Here is a 15,949-nt window from a genome sequence, read left to right as displayed (position 1 = left end):
TCGCCAGGATCGCCAGGCTGTCGTGCTCACCGACCACGACATCCTCGATGCGGCTGTACCACTGGTACGCCGCGGCCGACCGATCAAGCGCGGCACGGAACGCCGACACCACGGACGAGGACCCGACGACCGCACACGACTGAGGCATACCCGCAATTCTGCAAGGCGCCTCTGACCGCCGAAAGCATCCCGGCTAGACCACTCCACGTCCAGGGCGGACCCCTGCGGACTGCTTCTGTGTGATCAGTACGTCGATGCCGTCGAGGATGCGGTCGAGGCCGAAGGTCACGTCGGCCTCGTGGACCTCGTCGGAGTACTGGTCACCGGCCATCAGCGCGGCCAAGGTCGAGTATCCGAGTTCGCGCAGCCGGGGTTCCAGGAAGCGTGCCACTGCTTCCGGCCGGACGGAGGTCGTGGTGCTGTCGCGCACATCGCGACGCGCGCTCGCCGTCCGCCGGGCATAGCCGTCCAGCAGCAACGCGCACGACAGGCTCTCGCTGGGACTGAGCCCGGCACGGGTCAGCGCTTTCAGGATCGCCTCGGTCCAGCCGAGCAGGTTCGGTGTCATCGGCGCGCCACGGATCGGGAGATCGCACAGCCAGGGGTGGACGTCGCACCGATCGACCATCGCCTGCGTCCAGACGGTCGCCGCCACTCGCCAGTGCTGCGCGTCGGCGACCCCGTCCGGCGCCGGGCCCCAGGCTGCGTCACCGAGCAGTACCAGCAACTCGTCGCGGGACCTGACGTACCTGTAGATCGCGTTCGCGGTCAGCCCGAGCTTCTGGGCGATCTTGGGCATCGACAACGCGGCGAACCCGTCGGCATCGGCCAGCTCGAGCGCCGCCTCGACGATCTGCTCGACGCTCTGCGTCGGCTTCCGGCCGAGCCTGTGCGCCTTGGCAGGCAGGCCCCACGCCAGCACCAGCCCCGGCGGCAGGTCCGCATCGTCGGTCAACGCCATCAGGTCGATTCCTCCCGCGCGATTTTGACTTCGTGTGTATCTTACACTTTATATTAGTGTGACCCACACACGAATACGAGTGAGGATGCCCTATGGATCACCAAGACAGACATAGCCGGCGGCCCGGCGTCGCTCGCCGCCTCGGAGTACTGCTGACCGCTGCGTTGCTCACGGGCTCAGCGGCGGCCTGTGGCGGAGCAGCCCAAGCAGGCACCGACGGCCGAAGTACGCCCGAGACTCCCGCAGACACCGTGGTCTCGACCGACGCCGGAGCCGTCCGCGGCACGCTCACCACCGACGCCCGGCTCTTCCAAGGGATCCCGTACGCCGCACCGCCGGTCGGCCGGCTCCGCTGGGCATCGCCACGACCGGCAGCGTCCTGGAGCGGCATCCGCGACGCCACCAAGCCCGGGAACCGCTGCGCCCAGGCCGAAGGGCTGATCGACCCGGCCAGCAGCACCGAGGACTGCCTCTACCTCAACGTCACCACCCCGCACGACAGCACCGCACACATACTGCCGGTCATGGTCTGGATCCACGGCAACGGCTTCATCAGTGGAGCCGGCAGCCTGTACGACGCACAGCAACTGGCCAACAGCGGCCAGGTCGTCGTGGTCAGCCCCAACTACCGGCTCGGCATCTTCGGCTTCCTCGCCCACCCGGCGCTGGACCACGGCGCGGCCCGGCACCTTTCGGGGAACTTCGGCCTCGAAGATCAGCAGGCCGCGTTGCGGTGGGTCCAGCGCAACGCGGCGGCGTTCGGCGGCGACCCGGGCAACGTCACGATCTTCGGTGAGTCCGCCGGCGGTACCAGTGTCTGTTCTCATCTGGTCGCACCAGGATCCGCGGGACTGTTCGAAAAGGCCATCGTGCAGAGCGCTGAATGCACCGGCCAGAACTGGTCGCCCGGACCGCCGACCTGGTTCCCGCGGCCACGGTCCGAGCGCGAGCACAACGGCCTCGACATCGCCGCCGAGGTCGGCTGCTCCAACCGCGCCACCGCCGCGGCCTGCCTGCGGGCCAAGCCCACCGACGAGCTCGCCAAGTACTCCGACGTCGGAATCGGATCAGGACCCACCGTGGGTGGTGGCGTGCTGCCGCTCAGCCCGGACCGCGCCTTCGCAACCGGCCAATTCCGCCACGTGCCGATCATGCAGGGAACCACCCGCGACGAGCACCGCCTCTTCACCGCCGCAATCGAAACCGCCACCGGCCAAGTCACCACCCCGGCCGGCTACCGCGAACAAATCCACACGCTCTTCGACCGGTCCGACGCCGAACGGATCCTCGCCCGCTATCCCGTCGCACGGTTCCACTCCGCCGGCGAGGCCTTGGCGACCGTCGTCACCGACTGGGCCTGGGGCTGCCCGGTCCTGGCACGAGACCGCGCCCTCGCAGCACACACACCGCTCTACTCGTACGAGTTCGCCGACGAGACGGCTCCGTGGTTCAGCACGCTCCCGAAACCCAACTTCCCGACCGGCGCGTTCCACGGCGCCGAACTCCAATACCTCTTCAACGACAAGCAACTCCCCGGCCCGACCACACCCGCACAGAAGCAGCTCTCCGCGACGATGATGCGCTACTGGACACAATTCGCACACACCGGAAACCCGGACAGTCCCGGTCAGCCACAGTGGCAGCCGTTCCAGAACAAGAACCACGTCCAGTCACTCGCCGCCTCGAAAACCACCACGACCGACCTGGCCCAGGAACACCAATGCGCCTTCTGGGCCTCGATACGCTCCTGACCCGGTCCGGACCACAGCTGTTATTGGCGGATGCTTCCCGCCAGGTCTGATTCGATCTGCTTCGCTGCGGCCAGGACGGCTGGGACGAAGTCCTGCTCCAGGCTCTCGAGGCTCTGCCTGCCGCTGTGCAGGGAGACGCTGACCGAGGCGATTGCTGCTCCGGTGCGGTCCAGCACCGGAGCGGCCACCCCCTGGAGGTCGTCGTCGATCTCGCTGGTGGTGATGACCCAGTGCTTCAGCCGGGCCTGCTCCAACTCCGCGCGCAGCGCCGACTTGGACAGTGCCGACGAGGCCCGGTCGAGGTGGAGGTCGTGGAGATACGCCTCGAGGGCGTCGGCTGGTAGGTGCGCGAGCAGGGCACGACCCGCTGCCGTGGCGTGCGCCGGGAAGCGGGTTCCCAGATTGATCCGTACGCCGGTGAGGCGCGGGCTGATCGCGATCGCGATGTAGACGATGTCGGGCAGGTCGAGGATGGCCAGCCCCGCGGTCTCGAAGAGGTCGCCGGACACCTGTTCGAGGTGGGGCCGCGCGACGTCGCGCAGCGGCGTACTGGACAGGTAGCTGTAGCCGAGACCGAGCACCCGGGGGGCGAGCCGGAACGACCGGCCGTCGTCGGAGTGGACGAACCCCAGGTCCCGGAGAGTGAGCAGGATCCGCCTGGTCGTCGCACGGCTCAGCCCGGTCAGGTGTCCCACTTCGGTGAAGGACAGCTCGGGCCGCTCAGCGGTGAACGACTGCATGATCTGGAGGGCCCGCGCGACCGCCGTCACGAAGTACGGAGCCTCGGGCGGGTCGACCTGCCGTGGCTCATCCATCAGTTACCGATCCTCAGGTGGTCGTGGTTGGTTCCGCGCGATCGCGTGTGGTCGTGGTCCGAGGCCATCTGATCATTCTCCCAGCTCATGGTGCACCTGCCGCGCGGTACTCGAACGCCCTGCGGCCGCGTGGCGGATGCGCGGGAAGACCGGTGGGAACAGTGCGTCCGCGCCGCGCCGGGACGCGTCCCGTGAGCTGTAGGCCGCTCGCATCCGGGCGAAGAGCGACTGTGCCCGGGCCTTCATCGCAGGAAGGTCGGCCCCGGGCAGCCGGCCGTTCTCGACCACTGTCCGGCCGGCTATCACGGACAGCGCGAGGTCGCGGGACGAGCCGGACATCACGACCGTGCGCAGCGGGTCGTCGACGACTCCGAGCCGGAAGTCGTCCAGCCGCAGCGCGACGAAGTCCGCCTGCGCACCGGGTTCGAGCCTGCCGAGGTCGTCCCGGCCGAGGGCGCTCGCAGCGTGCAGCGTGCCCGCCCGGAAGTACGTCGCCAGGTCGCCGGCGTCGAGCCGTCGTTCCAGGACCTTGGCCAGGCACGACCCCTCGTCCATCGCCCGGAGCAGGTCGGGCGGGAAACTGTCGCTGCCCAGCGTCACCGTGACGCCCGCCGCCGTGAAGCGATCGAAGGTATCGAGGACCATTCCGTAGCGCAGCGAGGTCGACGGGCAATGCACCACCGACACCCCTGCGCGCGCGAGGGCGGCGAGCTCGTCGTCGCTGGGCGAGCGCCGGTCCCGGTCGCTGCTCCCGTAGGTCGCGTGAGGCACAAGGAGACGACAGCCGAGGAGTCCGCTCCGGTCCAGCAACTCCAGCGGCGTCTCGTCGTACCACCGACGCAGAAGTTCCAGCTCCAGCTCGCTCTGCATGCAGTGCAGTCGCACGGGTACGTCGTACTCGCGGGCAAGCTGGGCAGTCGACTCCAGGAGCTCGAACGACATCGTCTCGATCCGGCAGGGCACCAGGGCGCCGCGGACCAGTCCGTCGGGCGTGTTGCCCACGGTGGCGAGGAAGCGTGCGGCGTCGTCGAGGCCGGCCCGGCCCAGGTCGTGGTTCCACAGCACGTCCCGGGTGCCGTCGGCCCGCGACACGTTCACGCCGGACCGGTAGCTGGGGCCGACGTACGCCCGGATTCCCAGCTCACGCGCCGACTCCGCGAGACCGATCGCGTCGTCGTACGTCTCGGCCCACGCGCTGTGCACCTCGGAGGCGATCGGCAGGCAGGTGGTGATGCCGTGCAACAGGAGCTGCGCCAGCGCGTACCGGCGGATGAAGGTCCGCTCCTCCTGGTCGAACACGTCGGTACGGCGCGAGCCGAAGTAGTCCTCCGACCACTGCAGGCCCGGCGCGGAGCGGGCCGACGCCCACGAGTCCAGCAACGCGTGGTCGATGTCCGCGACGGCGTCGAGGTCGATCAGCCCCGGTATCACCAGCGCCTCCCCCAGCTCGACGACGCGATCGGCGACGACGTCCCGGCGCGGGCCGACGTACTCGAGGACACTGCCGCCGTAGATCACCGAGGCGTCCTCGAGCAGCACGTGATCGCCTCCGTCGAACCCGAGGACGAAGCGTGCGTGCACAGCCGTCGTCGCAGGCGAACCCATCAGCCGCCGACCTTGGCGCGTTCCGGCGAGGCCTCGAGCTCGGCCAGGGTCGACCGGAGGTGTGCCGCGCTGCGGCGGATGAAGTCCTCCCCGTCGTACGGCGTCGCGCGGAACGCCTCGGCAGTGGGTACGTCGCCCCGTGCGGCGCGGGCGGCGTACTCGTCGGCGAGCAGGAGCAGCGCGGCGACCTCGTCCTCGACGAGATCGGGATGCAGGGACCGCCAGTGCTCGTCGTGCAGACCGATCGGTACGGCGAGCGTCGTACCGGCCGGCTCGATCGACGCCTGCAGGTCGGGCGTGTGCTCCCGCAACGCGCCGAGCAGCTCGGCCCAGTCGATGACGCCCAGGCCGCACGGCGAGAAGATCCGGGCAAGCCCGTCCTGGGTCGGGACCAGGACCGAGTCGCGCAGGTGGGTGGCCCGCACGTACGGCGCGACCCGCCGAGCCGCGGCCACCGGGTGCTCGCCGCGGACGAGGACATTTGCCGTGTCGAAGGTGATGCCCAGGACGTCGGGCCCGACCGACTCGACGAGGCGCACGACCTCCCAGCTGGTGATCTCCTCGTGGGTCTCGATGTTCAGGTGGCAGTTCAGGTCGCGCACCGCCGGGGCCAGCAACCGCAGGAACTTCTCGATCGCCTGCAGCTGGTCGGGCCACGGCGCGTCCGACCGGAAGCGGTCGATCGCGTAGTACCCGGGCAGGTCGCTCTTGTAGCTGCCACACGCCACCCACAGCTCGTGACAGTCTGCCCCTTCGCTGCAGGCCTCGAGCATCTTGAGCATGCCACTGGTGTAGTCGCCGTCACCGAGCCGGCGAATCTCGGGCGCCTCGGCGGCGGCGTAGGGGTTGACCTTCGCCAGCCCCATCTGGAGGTACAGGCCGAGGCGGTCGGCATGCTGGCGCAGCTCGCGCAGCAGCCCGCGATCGAGGGTGGGCGTGATGTCCAGCACCGTTCGGAAGTAGACCCCTTCCATGCCGAGGCTCTGGGCATGGTCGAGGATCTCGAGCGGGCTGCGGTCCTCGGCTCCAGGGATCTTCCGGCCGTCGACACCGATCTTCATGATTCCTCCTTGTGGGCGTTCGCGAGTCGTCGCGCAGGTGCGGGAAGGCTGTCTGCCGCCGGCGGGAGGCCGGCGGCAGACCCGGGGATCAGCGACCCCAGTCGGCGATGCGGGTGTTCGCCGCGTACGCGAAGTGCTTCACGTCCTTGCCGAGGACCGCGGTGAAGCGTGCGCGGTAGAGGATGATCGTGGGTGAGTTCGCCACCCACAGCTTGACGAGCTGATCGACGATCGGCTGTTGCTTGGCGACGTCGGCGGTGTTGTTGAGCTCCTGCAGCAGGGGCATGCTGCCCGCGATGCAGATGTGCTGGTTGTTGAACTGGCTGCCGCAGGTCATCTTCTTGCGGAGCTCGTAGCCGCCGATCGGTGTGCTGTTCTCGAACAGCAACGCGGACTGGTACTTGCCGTCGTTGAACAGCGTGCTGAAGTCGGCCGGCGGCTTCGCCACCAGGTTCACCTTGACCCCGATGCTCTGCCAGGCGGACTGCAGCAGGGTCGCGATGTCGGAGACCCCTGGTGCTGTCGGGTTGATCATCAGGTCCAGCTGCGGAGCCTTCACACCCGAGTCGGCGAGAACCTTCTTGGCCTTGTCCGGATCGTAGGCGCGCGCGGGCTCGAGGGCCTGGTTGTACCCCGCCATCCCGGGCACGACCGGGCCGTAGTAGGAGTCTCCGTACCCGTAGGCGACCTTGCTGATGATCTCGGAGTACGGCACCGCGTAGGTGAGCGCCTCACGGAACTTCACGTTGTCGGTGACCGGTCCGTTGTGGTTCAGCGAGACCGTGACCGGTGTCGAGCTGCTGGCGCTGACGACCTGACAGCAGCTCTTCTGGCTCAGGTTCTTCACGCTCTGGGGTGGGAGGCCGAGGGTGACGTCGGCCTGACCGTTCTCGGCCTGCAGGAGCAAGGTCGGGACCGAGCTGACGAAGTTGATCCGGACGTCAGGCTCGCGAGCGGGCGTCCCGTAGTAGTTGGGATTGCGCTCGAGCACCGCGTAGCTGTTGGGCACGTATTCCTTGAGCACGTAGGGCCCGCTGCTGCTCGCGGTGTGGCTGGTCAGCCATTGGTTCGGCCGGCCGGCAGCGGTGCCGCCGTTGGCCTCGATGAGCTTGGGGTCGTAGATCGAGCCTCTGCTCTGGGCCAGGCTGTAGAGGATCGCGGGATAGGCCTGCCGCAGGTGGAGGACGACCGTCGTCGCGTCGGGGGCCGCGACGCTCTGGATCAACGGCGGCTTCGTGATGCCCAACTGCAGGGACAGCGCGCCGCAGGCGCCCATCTTCACGGTGCGGTCCAGGGAGTACTTCACCGCGTTCGCGTCGAGCGGATCGCCGTTGGCGAACTTCTTCCCGGCGGGCAGCTTGAACGTATACGTCTTGCCGTCGCCCGACACCTGCCAACTGGTAGCCAGGTCCGGCTGCACCTTGCTGGGATCCGGGTTGGCCGTGGTGAAGCCCGAACCGTCCACGGTCGTCGAGAGTTTCACCAGCCGCCCGTAGAAGTTGCTGGCAAAGCTGTTGTCGTCGCCGGGACACACGAACGCCGGGTCCAGGCTGGAGATGTTCGTCGCCCAGTTGACGGTGAAGGGTCGGCTCGAGCTGCCGCCGGCTCCCGTCGTACCGGATGGGTTGCAGGCGGCGCTCACCGCGAGCAGGGCAGCCGTCCCGGTCGTAACGATCACGGCGCGCAGGCGGCTCCGTGTGGGGTCAGTTGTAGTCACGTGCGGTCCTTTCAGCGGACGGGTTCAGCTCGGGGCCGGGAGGACCGGGCTGGAGGGAGAGCCGCTGCTGCAGCTCGCCGGGGTAATGGCAGGCGACGGAGTGCCCAGGCGCGATCTCACGCAGCGTGGGAGCTGTCAGGCACTCGGGTCGGTCGGCGCCGACCGGGCACCGCGGCCGGAGCGGGCAGCCTGGTGAGGCCGCCACCCCTGGCTGGACCTTGGTCTCGCGCAATGCGGTCCGGGTCTGGACCATCACGTCCGGATCCGGCACCGGCGCCGCGATCAGCAGCGAGACGGTGTAGGGGTGCAACGGATTGGCGAACAGCTCGTCGGAGTCGGCCAGCTCCACGATCTCGCCCAGGTACATCACGGCGATGCGGTGACAGACGTACTGCGCGACGGCCAGGTCGTGGACGATGAACAGGTACGTCAGCCGCAGTTCGGCCTGCAGGTCGGTGAGCAGGTTGAGCACCTGTGCCTGGACCGAGACGTCGAGCGCGGTCACGGGCTCGTCGAGCACGACCAGCTCCGGGTTGAGGACGAGCGCCCGCGCGATCGCGATGCGCTGCCGCTGCCCTCCGGAGAAGGCGTGGGCATTGCGCTCGGCCAGTGCCGCGGAAAGACCGACGCGCTCGAGCATCTCCAGCGCCCGGGTCCGCCGTACGCCGGCGTCGTGCTCGCCGTGGACCAGCAGCGGCTCCTCCACCAGCTCGCGGACCGAGAACCGCGGATCGAGGGAACCGTACGGATCCTGGAAGACCATCTGCATGCGGGAGCGGATCCGCCGCAACTCGCGGTTCGGCAGCCCGAGTACGTCGGTGCCGTCGAGCTCCACCGATCCCGCGTCGGGCTCTGCCAGGCGCAGTACGCACGACGCCGCGGTGGACTTGCCGGAGCCGGACTCCCCCACCAGACCGAGGGTTTCTCCGCGGTGCACGTCGAACGACACGTCGCGCAGCGCGTGCACCTGGTTGCTTCGACGCATCCGTACGCCGCTTCGCTGACCGCCGTACGACTTCGTCAGGCCGCGCACCCGGAGCAGGACCTCCTCGTCCACGGGCCGGTCGAGCGCGGGCTCAGGCTGTGCGGTGGTCATGAGACGGCCTCCTGACGGGTGGCGCCTGGAAAGTGGCAACTAGTCGCGTGGCCGGCCTCGGGCCGGCCGAACGGGACCAGGACGGGGTCGGTGCTCTGGCAGACCGCGATCCCGTGACCGACCGGGCAGCGTGGCTCGAACGCGCAGCCGACGAACGGTTTCGTCGGGTCGGGCAGTGCTCCCGGGATCGTTGCCAGCCGCCCGTGCTGGCGTTGATCGGTGCGCAGTACGCACTTGATCAGCTCACGCGAGTACGGGTGGGCGGGCGCGCGGAACAGCTCCCGGCTGGAGCTCTCCTCGACGAGCCGACCCGCGTACATGACCTTGACCGAGTCGCAGTACCCCGCGACGATGCCGAGATTGTGGGTGATCAGCATCAACGCCGCCCGGCGATCGGTGACCAGCCTGTCCAGCAGCTCCAGGACCTGCGCCTGGGTCGTGACGTCGAGCGCCGTGGTGGGCTCGTCCGCGATCACCAGTTCGGGTGAGTTGGCCAGCGCCAGCGCGATCAGCACCCGCTGCCGCATACCGCCGGAGTACTGGTGCGGGTAGTCGGACAGCCGGCGCGCGGCATCGACGACCCCGACCTCACCGAGCAGATCCGCGGCCGTCCGGCGAGCCACCTTCCGGTTCACGTCCTGGTGCGCCCGGATCGCCTCGACCATCTGCGCGCCGATGCTGCGGATCGGGTCGAGCGCGCTCATCGGGTCCTGGAAGACCAGGGAGATCCGGCGGCCGCGGATCCGCGAGAGTTCCGCGTCCGGCAGGCCGCGAAGGTTCCGCCCCTCGAGCAGCACCTCGCCGGCGACCACCCGTCCGGGCGGCTGCAGCAGTCCGACGATCGACATCGCCATCGCCGACTTCCCGGAGCCCGACTCGCCGACGATCGCGAGCCGTTCGCGCCGGCGGATCGTGAAGCTGACGTCGCGGACGGCGGCGACGGTGCCGCGCGCGGTCGCGAACTCGGTCCGCAGCCCGCGGACCTCCAGCAGGCTCTCTCCGTCGGCCGCGTTCCCGGGGACTGCGCTCTGGGTCATGAGCTCCACTCCTGATCGAGTCATGTCACCGGGCTCCGGCTCGGATGCGGGGATCGATGGCGGCGTACGCGATGTCGGCGAGGAAGCTGACGGTCACGTAGAGAACGGCGCTGAGCAGGATCACGCCCTGGACGACCGCGAAGTCCTTCTGCAGGATCGCGTCGACGGTCAGTGAGCCGACCCCCGGCCAGCCGAACACCTTCTCGATCAGGACGCTGCCGGTCATCAGCTCGGCGAACAGCATGGCGGTCGCCGCCACCAGCGGCAGCAACGAGTTCGGGACGACGTGCCGGACGAAGACCTTCCGCCGGGTGATGCCGCGGCTGCGCGCGACGAGTACGAACGGCTCGCGGACGGTGGTCCGCAGCTGGGACCGGAACAGCCGGCTGAGGAAGGCGAACGGACCGACCGCGATCGCGGCGCCCGGTAGTACCAGGTGCCACAGGGCGTTGAAGAACGTGGACAGCTGACCGGCCATCAGCGCGTCGATCGTGTAGAGGCCGGTGACCGGCGCCGGCGGCTGGATCCCCGGCGAGAGACGACCCTCGGGCCCCGGGAACACCCCGAGCTTGACCGCCAGCAGCAGGATGGCCACCAGCGCGAGCCAGAACGGCGGCGAGCCCATCGCCAGCGACGAAGCGATGCGCAACGACACGTCGGCACCACGCTTGCGTCGGTAGACGGCGACGGCAGCGAACACGACCGCGGACACGACCGCGAACGTCACTCCGGTCAGCCCGAGCTCGACGGTTGCCGGAAGCCGGGTCCGGACGACGTCAACCACGTTCTGGCCCGTGCTGTAGGAGAAACCGAGGTTGCCGTGGCCCAGGGTGGACAGGTAGTCCCAGAACTGGACCGGCAGCGCGTTGTTCAGGCCCATGGCCGCGCGCAGGTTGTCGATCGTCGTGGCGTCGGCCAGCTCGCCGCCGACGAGCCGGGCCGGGTCGCCCGGGAGTTTGCGCAGCAGCACGAACGAGAACAGCGAGGCGCCGAGGATGGTGCCGAGGGCAACCATCAGGCGTTTGGAGATCAGCGTGAGCATCGGCATTCCTCTCAGTCCGCCACGATGTACTCGCCGCGCGGGTCGAGGAGCTCGCGGGCCCGGTCGGCGACGATGGTGGTCAGGGTGACGGCGATCAGCAGCACCAGGCCGGGGAAGGCGGCGATCCACCACTGGCCCGTCAGGAAGAACTGCTGGCCGTCGGTGATCATGGCTCCGAGCTCTGCCGTGGGCGGCTGCGCCCCCATACCGAGGAAGCCCAGCGCCGCGAGCGCGAGCACCGCGGCGCCGAACACCGCCGCCATCTGCAGCACGATCGTGGAGATCAGGTGCGGCAGGATGTGCCGGAACAGCACCCGGCCCTGGCCGGCGCCGATCGCCCGCGTCGACTTCACGAAGTCCATCGACGAGACCCGCAGCACCTCACCGCGCAGCGTCCGCATGTACCACGGGAACGAGTGGATCGACAGGCCGATCACCACGGCCGGGATGCCCGGCTTCAGCGCCATCACCACGGCCATCGCGAGCATGATCGAGGGGAAGCACAGGATCGAGTTGGTCAGCCAGGTGAGGGCGGCGTCGACGTAGCCGCGCAGGGCGCCGGCGAGCAGCCCGGTGAGGCAGCCGAGCACGGCGCCCGCGAGTGCGACGACCAGGGCCGCGCCCAACGACGTACGGGCACCGACGAGCACCCGCGCGAGCAGGTCACGACCGAGGCTGTCGGTGCCGAGCGGATGTCTGCTCGACGGCGGCGACAGCTGGGCACCGAGATCGACGGCGTTGGAGCTGTACCGCCACACGAGCGGTCCGACGATCACGGTCAGGGCCACCAGCCCCAAAGCGCTCAGCGCCAGGACCAGGACCGTGTCACTGGAGGAGATGCGACGCCGAATGCCGCGCGGCGGTGCGAGGGCGATGCTGGTCATGAGGGCTCTCCGCTGATGGACTCGAGCACGGATCGGACGTAGGCGGCGCTCCGGCGCAGCTGCTCGGCCCGGCCGTCCGCGTCCACCTCGACGGCGGGGTCGTCGGGAGTCGAGCCCACTGCGCCGCGTACCAGTTGCGCGAGTTCCTCCGGGCGTACCTGGGGCTCGGCGTCGAACCACGCCGGGTCGAAGATCTCGACGTCGAACCGGCCGCGGTGCTGCTCGAAGACGAGATGCTGTACGGGCGCCTGGTCGAGAAGACACCGCAGAATCGACTGCCAGTCGAGGATCCCGTCACCGCACGGCCTCAGCCTGCGCCGCAGGCCGCGGTCGACGAAGGACAGCGCGACATCCTCGAGGTGGGTCTGGTGGACGTACGGCGCCAGTCGCCGGGTTGCCGCTGCCGGGTCCTCGCCGCGGACGACCAGGTTCGCGACGTCGAGGCTCACCCCGAACACATCCGCCCCGAGCGTCTCGACCAGACGGAGGACTTCGACCGAGGACAGGTCCTCGTGGGTCTTGATGTTCACCCGGCAACCGTGCTCCTCGAGGAACGGACGCATCCCGCGCAACGTTCGCTCGATCTGCGCGAGCTGCCGCCGATGGTTCTCCAGCCCGCCACGCCGCTCCGTACGGGTGTAGGCGAAGAACTGCGTGCATCCGAGGGCGGCCGCAGCCTTGGCCGCGGCGAGGAGCTCGTCGAGCAGCGGTGCGGGGTCGTCGGCCGGGCCGAGAAACCCGATGCCGGACTCGACGAACAGTCCGCGTTCGGCCGCTGCGGCGCGGGCCTCCGCGAGCTCGGCGGGGTCGAGAGACGGGCTGGCAGCGCTCGGTGTCGGGAAGAGTACGCCGTCCAGGCCGAGCCGCTCGGCGTAATCCAGCGCGGCCGGCCAGTCGCCCTCGGCGATCCCCTGGGTGGCCGCGCACATCGCCCCGAGCCGCTTGCCCGCCGTCGTGGTCCCCGCCGTCGTGGTCCCCGCCGTGGCGGTCCCCGCCGTCGTGGTCCCTGCAGGCGTGGCGCGAACGACCGACGCCCCGGGCATCTCCGGCATCGTGAACCTGTCGCTCATCCGCGGTCCTTTCGCGTCCGAACCTTCGCCCCAGATGTACGCCTGGCGTACATCGGCACGTGATGCGTACACGGTAGATCCGTGGCGGAGATCACGTCAATGCCCCGCGACCGCCTCTCCCGGATCGACCGCGAAGCCCGGACCAGGGCAGGTCACCACCCGGCAGCGACGGTCAACCGCGCGTGACCGGAGTCCGGGGCGATCGCCTCTCAGACCGGCTTCCGCCGCACCTGAGACTCAGGAGACAGCAGCGCGCGACCGTCAGCAGCAATCCTTGCGGTAGGCAAGGATTGGACGCATCAGCAGCGAGTAAAGGGAAATCAGACGAGTTCGAGGCCGTCGGCAACGACCCGGCCGGCGTGGATCACGGTCCGGTCGGTACTGCGATCCATCACGGCCGACGTCGGCGTCTCGCCGGCGACCAGCAACAGCTCCGCCGGGTCGCCGACAGCCACGCCCGGCCGGTCTCCGACGCTCGTCAGCCGGGCCGACGCCGGATCCAGAACGCTGGCCCCACCAACGGTCGCGACCGCCAGGCAATGCTCGATCAGCTCGTCCTTGCGGAACCCGTTGGTGAACGCGAGCTGCCAGGTCCGGTCGAGCATGTCGCAGTTGCCGTACGGCGACCAGTAGTCGCGCTGCCCGTCCTCGCCGAGCCCGAACCGCACGCCGGCCGCGGTCAACTCGGTCAGCGGCAACTGCCCCGGCACCGACGGCGGCGCGACGGACGCCATCGCCACGTCCAGCTCGGCGAACTCCTGGATCAGCCGCCGCGTGGTCGTCTCGTTCACGCTGCCCAGCTGATACGCGTGCGACAGCGTCACCTTTCCCTGCATCCCGAGCGCTCGCGTGCGCTCCAGGATCAGGTCGGTGCTGAACACGGCGAGCTCGCCCGGTTCGTGCAGGTGGATGTCGACCGCGACCTGGTACTTCTCGGCCAGCCCGAACACGATGTCGAGATGCCGGACCGGATCGCGGTCGAGCAGGCACGGGTCGATGCCGCCCATCACGGTCGCCCCGGAGCCGAGCGCCTCCTCGAGCAGCCCGGGCGTACCGTCCTCGCGGAGCAGACCGGCCTGCGGAAAGGCGATGATCTCCACCTGAGCCGAATCCGCGAAGTACTCCTTCGCGGCCAGCACCGCTTCGAACCGCTCCAGCCGGCAGTCCACGTCGATCTGCGCGTAGCTCCGGACCCGGGTCGTACCGCGGGCGATCATCGCGCCGAAGGTGTTCCGGACCCGCTCGGTGATCGGGACCTCCGCCGTACGCCAGTTGGCGCGGTCGTTCAGCATCATCGCCCACACCCCCGGCGCGCCGGTGTGCGGACGGAACGGCAGGCCGATCCGGGTCGAGTCCAGGTGCACGTGGACGTCGGAGAACGACGGCACGAGCAGACGTCCGCGACCGTCCACGTCGCCGGCGGCCGGCGACGTTCCGTCGTACGGCCGGAGCTCCGCGATCCTCCCGTCCCGGACGACGACGTCGGTCGGCGCACTCCCCCACGGACGGGCGTTCCGGATCGTCAGGCTCATGCGGCGGCTCCTTGGTCGACGCCCACATGATGACAGGCCCCGGCACCGGCAGCCGACAGGCCGACGGCCCGCCGGGAATCCGGCGGGCCGTCGGGGTGTCTTCGGTTGCAGGGGTCAGCCGTCGCTGTCGGAGCCCGGGATGTAGGCGCCTGGTACTTCGTTCGGCGCGTAGATCTTGGTGTCACCCGGGTAGGGCTTGGCGAAACCGTGGGCCTCGTACCACGAGAAGCGATTCATCTGCGCGGGCGGAGCCGAGTCGATCTTCGAGTTGGGTCCGGTGAACGGCTGCTTCGCCTTCCAGGCCTCCCACTGCGCGGCGACCGGCTGCTCGGCCGCCGGGACCGTCCCGGTGGGCGCGGGCGCGGCGTTCGGGTTCTGCGCCGCCGGGGTGTCCGCGCCGCAGGCCGGTAACGTCGACAGGCCCTGGGTCAGCGGGGTCCGGTTGGGCAGAGCGGTGAACGGTGTGTAGTCGGGCTTGTCCGTGAACGCCGTACGCATCGGCGTCGCGGCGCTGTCCTTCTGGTTCATCGGGTGGATCCCGAGGATCTGCTCGATGGTGCGGATCATCGTGATCTGGGAGTAGTACCGGCTGTCGACGGCGCCGTGCTGGGCCCAGGGGCTGATGATCTGGATCGGCGCCCGGTGACCGTCGACGTGGTCGACGCCGGCCTGGGAGTCGTCCTCGACCACGAAGATCGCGGAGTCCTTCCAGTACTTGCTGTGCGAGATCGTGTCGACGACCTTGCCGACCGCGAGGTCGTTGTCCGCGACCTGGGCGGGTCCGGTCGGCCCACCGCCGGTGTGGTCGTTGGGCAACCAGAACATGTTCAGGTTCGCCGGGCCGTGCTGCTCGAAGTCACGCTTCCAGATCTCGTACCGGTAGATGTCGGGGATGCTGAGGTCGCCCCCGGGGTAGCCGTGCACGGAGATGTCGTTGAGCGACGGGATGTCCACGTTCGAGTACATCGGGTACGCCGTGTTCTGCGCGGGGTTCGCCGCCATGTTCTTGGTGTCGCAGTACAGGTTCTGCCAGCTCGCGGCGGACGGCTTGTTGTTCTGCTGCATCTGGTACTCGCCGAAGTCGCGCGCGGTCTTGCCCGCCGCCTCGGCCCCGGTCCAGATGAAGCCGCTCTTCTGGTGGCCGAGGACGTCGTTGTAGCTGTCGTAGCTGCGCTGGTACTCGCCGGCCGTCGACTCGGTGTACTCGGGGTTGTCGGCCTGCATCAGCCAGCTGTGACCCTCGGCCGAGTTCGTGCCGATGTCGTAGGTGTTGTCGTACAGCCCGAACTGCTTCGCCAGCGCGTGCTGGTTCGGCGTCACGTTCTCGCCGTACTGCGTCAGCGCCGGGTCGCCGTTGCCCTGCGGGATGTCGCCGTAC

General features: G+C 69.3%; 13 protein-coding genes. 1 reads left to right on the top strand and 12 read right to left on the bottom strand.

Features of this window, described 5'->3' with window-relative positions; translation table 11 throughout:
* Nucleotides 1–193: 193 nt before the first annotated feature.
* The gene (locus tag VFF46_RS32480; protein ID WP_325041062.1) at nucleotides 194–961 is read right to left on the bottom strand and encodes a helix-turn-helix domain-containing protein; all 768 of its coding nucleotides are present in this window, start codon (nucleotides 959–961) and stop codon (nucleotides 194–196) included.
* A 92-nt stretch (nucleotides 962–1,053) separates the two neighbouring features.
* On the opposite strand from VFF46_RS32480, the gene VFF46_RS32475 reads away from it, so the two are divergent.
* Nucleotides 1,054–2,712 carry a carboxylesterase/lipase family protein gene (locus VFF46_RS32475; protein ID WP_325041061.1) on the top strand — a complete coding sequence of 553 codons (1,659 nt, stop codon included), beginning with the start codon at nucleotides 1,054–1,056 and terminating at the stop codon, nucleotides 2,710–2,712.
* Between the two features lie 20 nt (nucleotides 2,713–2,732).
* Here the strand turns inward: VFF46_RS32475 and VFF46_RS32470 are convergent, their stop codons facing one another.
* The 11 genes from VFF46_RS32470 to VFF46_RS32420 all read right to left on the bottom strand — a co-directional run.
* On the bottom strand, nucleotides 2,733–3,527 hold the full coding sequence (locus VFF46_RS32470; RefSeq protein ID WP_325041060.1) for an IclR family transcriptional regulator domain-containing protein: 795 nt from the start codon (nucleotides 3,525–3,527) through the stop codon (nucleotides 2,733–2,735).
* A gap of 72 nt (nucleotides 3,528–3,599) precedes the next feature.
* The gene (locus VFF46_RS32465) at nucleotides 3,600–5,132 is read right to left on the bottom strand and encodes a chlorohydrolase family protein (protein WP_325041059.1); all 1,533 of its coding nucleotides are present in this window, start codon (nucleotides 5,130–5,132) and stop codon (nucleotides 3,600–3,602) included.
* Nucleotides 5,132–6,193, bottom strand: a complete 1,062-nt coding sequence (locus VFF46_RS32460; protein ID WP_325041058.1) for a sugar phosphate isomerase/epimerase family protein — start codon at nucleotides 6,191–6,193, stop codon at nucleotides 5,132–5,134. The genes VFF46_RS32465 and VFF46_RS32460 overlap by 1 nt, the downstream gene beginning before the upstream one ends.
* 88 nt (nucleotides 6,194–6,281) lie before the next feature.
* A complete protein-coding gene (locus tag VFF46_RS32455; RefSeq protein WP_325041057.1) occupies nucleotides 6,282–7,910 on the bottom strand; it encodes an ABC transporter substrate-binding protein in 1,629 nt (542 codons plus the stop codon).
* Nucleotides 7,897–9,006 (bottom strand): oligopeptide/dipeptide ABC transporter ATP-binding protein, encoded by a 1,110-nt coding sequence (locus VFF46_RS32450; protein WP_325041056.1) that lies wholly within the window; start codon nucleotides 9,004–9,006, stop codon nucleotides 7,897–7,899. Before VFF46_RS32450 ends, VFF46_RS32455 begins: the two co-directional genes overlap by 14 nt.
* Nucleotides 9,003–10,043 (bottom strand): ABC transporter ATP-binding protein, encoded by a 1,041-nt coding sequence (locus tag VFF46_RS32445; RefSeq protein WP_325041055.1) that lies wholly within the window; start codon nucleotides 10,041–10,043, stop codon nucleotides 9,003–9,005. The genes VFF46_RS32450 and VFF46_RS32445 overlap by 4 nt, the downstream gene beginning before the upstream one ends.
* A 25-nt stretch (nucleotides 10,044–10,068) precedes the next feature.
* On the bottom strand, nucleotides 10,069–11,085 hold the full coding sequence (locus VFF46_RS32440; protein WP_325041054.1) for an ABC transporter permease: 1,017 nt from the start codon (nucleotides 11,083–11,085) through the stop codon (nucleotides 10,069–10,071).
* Between the two features lie 11 nt (nucleotides 11,086–11,096).
* Nucleotides 11,097–11,969, bottom strand: a complete 873-nt coding sequence (locus VFF46_RS32435) for an ABC transporter permease (RefSeq protein WP_325041053.1) — start codon at nucleotides 11,967–11,969, stop codon at nucleotides 11,097–11,099.
* Entirely contained in the window at nucleotides 11,966–13,039 is a 1,074-nt protein-coding gene (locus VFF46_RS32430; protein WP_325041052.1) for a sugar phosphate isomerase/epimerase family protein, read from the bottom strand. The genes VFF46_RS32435 and VFF46_RS32430 overlap by 4 nt, the downstream gene beginning before the upstream one ends.
* 320 nt (nucleotides 13,040–13,359) lie before the next feature.
* Nucleotides 13,360–14,571 (bottom strand): amidohydrolase family protein, encoded by a 1,212-nt coding sequence (locus VFF46_RS32425; protein ID WP_325041051.1) that lies wholly within the window; start codon nucleotides 14,569–14,571, stop codon nucleotides 13,360–13,362.
* Between the two features lie 114 nt (nucleotides 14,572–14,685).
* On the bottom strand, nucleotides 14,686–15,949 hold a 1,264-nt coding region (locus VFF46_RS32420), incomplete at its 5' end, for an alkaline phosphatase family protein (protein WP_325041050.1).

Origin of the sequence: Kribbella sp. (genome assembly GCF_035655035.1) — a bacterium.
Lineage (GTDB): Bacteria > Actinomycetota > Actinomycetes > Propionibacteriales > Kribbellaceae > Kribbella.
The sequence above is the reverse complement of the archived record's forward strand: the minus strand, read 5'-3'. Positions and strand labels throughout refer to the sequence as shown.